The organism is Pseudomonadota bacterium (assembly GCA_039196715.1).
Taxonomy (GTDB): domain Bacteria; phylum Pseudomonadota; class Gammaproteobacteria; order CALCKW01; family CALCKW01; genus CALCKW01.
The window spans coordinates 1-3,594 of record JBCCUP010000148.1 but is presented as its reverse complement, the minus strand read 5'-3'; the positions used below and the strand labels follow the sequence as shown (position 1 = coordinate 3,594).

3 protein-coding genes are annotated in these 3,594 nt (G+C 65.6%); 1 reads left to right on the top strand and 2 read right to left on the bottom strand.

Features of this window, described 5'->3' with window-relative positions; genetic code table 11:
• Positions 1-421: 421 nt before the first annotated feature.
• A complete protein-coding gene (locus tag AAGA11_22805; GenBank protein ID MEM9605707.1) occupies positions 422-2,878 on the top strand; it encodes a TcfC E-set like domain-containing protein in 2,457 nt (818 codons plus the stop codon).
• Between the two features lie 65 nt (positions 2,879-2,943).
• Here the strand turns inward: AAGA11_22805 and AAGA11_22800 are convergent, their stop codons facing one another.
• On the bottom strand, positions 2,944-3,105 hold the full coding sequence (locus AAGA11_22800) for a hypothetical protein (protein ID MEM9605706.1): 162 nt from the start codon (positions 3,103-3,105) through the stop codon (positions 2,944-2,946).
• Between the two features lie 246 nt (positions 3,106-3,351).
• Positions 3,352-3,594 (bottom strand): transposase (locus AAGA11_22795; protein MEM9605705.1); only part of this gene is annotated, 243 nt, incomplete at its 5' end.

Below are 3,594 nucleotides of genomic sequence, written 5' to 3'. Positions count from 1 at the left end.
GCCAGAAGAGCCCGATGTGGGAGCCGAGTGAGTGGGCTGAGGGCAGGTTCCTTAGTGCAGTCAACTCGTGACGTCGATAGGGTGTTGGCGTGCGGATAGCCCATCGGGGTCCGATGTTGGACGGCAACATCACACAGAGACCGAATACACGCTCGCAATCGACTTCGTGTTGATACATCCAAGCCTTGTCTTGCAAACGGGGAGGAGTCCATACACGCTTCCACAAGTGTCGGGAAATGCCCCATGCCCTGTGGGAGCTGCCGCCTCGCGCAGCGAGCGGCGGCGAATGTGCTGTTAAATCTACCGTTTTTGGCGTGTGATTTGATTGCAAGAGGGGTGAGCATCCACCGTTTGATGACGCCCCGCCATGCGCCGAGCATGCTTAACACCCTCCGCCCGTCTGCCGGGCGGCCGCACCGCCGTGTCCCGCGCGACGCGCTGGCTGTGCGCAATCGGGGTGGCTGCCGGGGTGGCCCTGTCGACATGGCACCCGCTGCAAGCGGCTGTCGAGTTCGACACCGAGGCGATTCCGGAGGGCTTTGCCGACCTCGCCGGCCCCCAGGAGGCCTTCGTGGACATCTGGTTCGGCGACGAGAAACGCCTCGCGACGCCGGCCATCTACGACCTGCAATCGCTGACGTTCGTCGAGCCCCAGGCGGTGCTCAGCGCCTTGGACGACCTGGCCACGCCCGACGCCGTCTTCGAGATCCTCTCAGGCCCGCTGCCGCTGAACGATGACCTCGCCTGTTTCGCGCCCAACTTCCCGAGCGGCTGTGGCCGACTCGAGCCGGCGGTCGCCGGCATCATTTTCAACGAGAGCCAGTTCCGCGTTGACGTCTTCGTCAACCCCGAGCTGCTGGTGGTGCGCGCTGCGCCGGTGCTGACCCGACTGCCGCGCCCACCGCGGCGAGAAACCGGTATCGCAAGCGTCTCCGGGGCGTTCGGCCGCAGCCGCAGCAGTGGCGAGAGCTACAACGCCGGCGTGTTCGGCAAGGGCACCTTCGGCGACGGCTACCTCGACTACTCCATTGGCGTCTCCGACGAGCACCCCCAGCCCCGCATCGAGACCGGCTCGTACAACTGGGAAACCGGTGAGCACCACGTCGAGGTCGGCCTGTTTCGCAGCCGCAGCTTCGGTCTGGTGAACAGCATCGATGTGATCGGCGGCCGAATCGCGAGCAGCCTGAACACGCGGCTCGACCTCGAACAGATCGCGGGCTCGCCCATTGCCCTCTTCCTGCAGCGCCGCTCGGTGGTGCAAATCCGGCGGGATGGCCGCCTGCTCAGCAGCAAGGCCTACCCCGCTGGCAACCAGTTGATCGACAGCCAGACCCTACCAGCTGGCGCCTACGAAATCGAGCTGACGATCATCGACCCGGTCAGTGGCGAGCGGCGCGAGAACCGATTCTTCGTCAAATCGAACGAGTTGCCGCCGGTCGGCGAGGACATCTACCACGTCGAGTTCGGGTGCACCTGGCAGAGCGAGACCAACACCCAGTTCCTGCCGAACTGCGACCGGCCGGCGATGGCCACGGCCTCGTACAGCCGCCGCATGACCGGCCACACCGCGCTGGCGGCCAACCTCGCGGCCAGCGGACACCGCGTGTTGCTCGGAGCCGGAGGCAATCTGATGTTGCCCCACCTCAAAGTCCGCGGCACGGCACACCTCGGCACCCGCGGCGAGCGCGGCCTGCAAATCCAGGCATCGACGACGATCGGCAGACTGACTGCCGCGGTCAACGCCTCACGGCTCTGGGATGACGCCGCCGCCCGCCGCCCGACCACCTTGCTGAGCGAGCCGTTCCGGGCCCTCGACGTGACGCTGAACTACAGCTGGCGCCGTCTGCAGCTCAGCGCGCGCTACAGCTTCAGCCACCTGCTGTTGAGCAACCGTCGCGTGCAGCTTTTCTCCCCGTCGGCGCGCATGAACCTCGGGCGCTTTCGCGGTTTCAACGTGTCCTGGTCGACCGAGGCGACCCACACGGACGGCTCGACCCAGGTGTTGATGTCGCTCTTGTGGCTTCGCAACCGCAAGGACTGGGACATCGCCGCCAACACCGGCGTGTCCGGCGAGAGGCCGCCAAGAGACGTCGGGCCCGACGTATTGGTGCAATCGACCTGGCGCGACAACGACCGCTGGCGCGACGACGTCACGGTGACGGCCAAGGCCGGCAAGAACCGCAGTACCACCACGGCCGGGCTCGACGCCGAGTACACCGGCCGTTGGGGCGAGTTCGGCGCACTCGGCACCTGGGGCCGCAGTGCCAGTGGCGAAACCGAAGTGACCCACGGGGGCTCGTTCTCTTTCGGTGCCGCCTACGACGACCAGCGACGCTGGCACCTCGGCGACACCGAACAGGGGTCGGCCGCGGTGGTGGTGGAACTGGATGGTGCACCGGTCGGCGAGACCTTCGACGTGGTGATCAACCGCGCCATCGTCGGCGAGGTGGCGATCGGTTCCGAACGCCTGTTCAGCCTGGCGCCCTACCGCCAGCACAGCATCGAGCTGCGCGCCAAGGACGACAAGATCATGGAGTACGACCAGCAGGCACGCGTCGTCACCCTGTTCCCCGGACACGTCTCGCGGCAGGTCTGGCGGGTCGCACCGGCCTATGTGCTGATCGCCTCGGTGGTCGACTTCGACGGCCAGATCATCGAATCCGCGCGCATCGAGGGGGGCATGAACCCCGCCATCGTCGACGACGGTGGTGTGTTCCAACTCGAGGTCATCCCAGGGTCGGCCTTGATATTCACGCTGCCCGACGGCGCGCAGTGCGTGTCGGTCGCACCCGAGCCCGAGACCGACGACTTCGTTCAGGTGCTCGACACGCCACTGACGTGTTTCTCCGACGTCGCGCAACTGGACAACGACCCCTGAAACGCCACTCGCCCGATCAGGGCGTGAGCATCAGCGACACCAGATACCCGCCTGTTGCAAGCGCGTCACCGTCTCGGTATGCCCTCATGGGCCACCGTCGGCAAGGTGACACCGGTGACCAACACATCAAGCCTGGCGCCGGTCTGCCAGGCCAGCTCGAGGACGGGCTGCAGCAGCGCACCGTCCATGTCAGCCGGTTGCATACACAGTACGGTTTCAACACCCATCACGACTCTCCCCGTTTGCGTGGTGTACAGGCGGATCGCAGCGGCACGCCGGCCGGGTCGGCCACGCGACCGTTGCACCTCGCCTGTGGGATCAGCACGCGCCTTGCTGGAGCGACGGGTGTTGATCCAGATCAACGTCGGGGCGGATGGCCTGTGCTGCTGGCCGGCACCCCGCACGCGGTTCGCCTGGATGGGCTGTTTGCCGCGCGCAACGGCCCGAGCACGGTTCGCACGCAAAAAAAAGGTTCATCGCGCTTTACCGGGAAACGCGTCTTTGATCTTCAGGAAGAAGTACTCAGTGTCCCTGTAGCCGTAGCCCATCCGTTTGATGACCTTGATGCGGTTGTTCACACCTTCCATCACACTCGTGTTCAGCCGATAGAGGGCGCTGGCTATGATCCCATTTGCGTAGGGCTGGAGCCGTTTGGCGAAGCGGACCAAGGCTTCAACACCGCTGCTCATGGCCTGTCGGTACCAGTGCGTCCATCG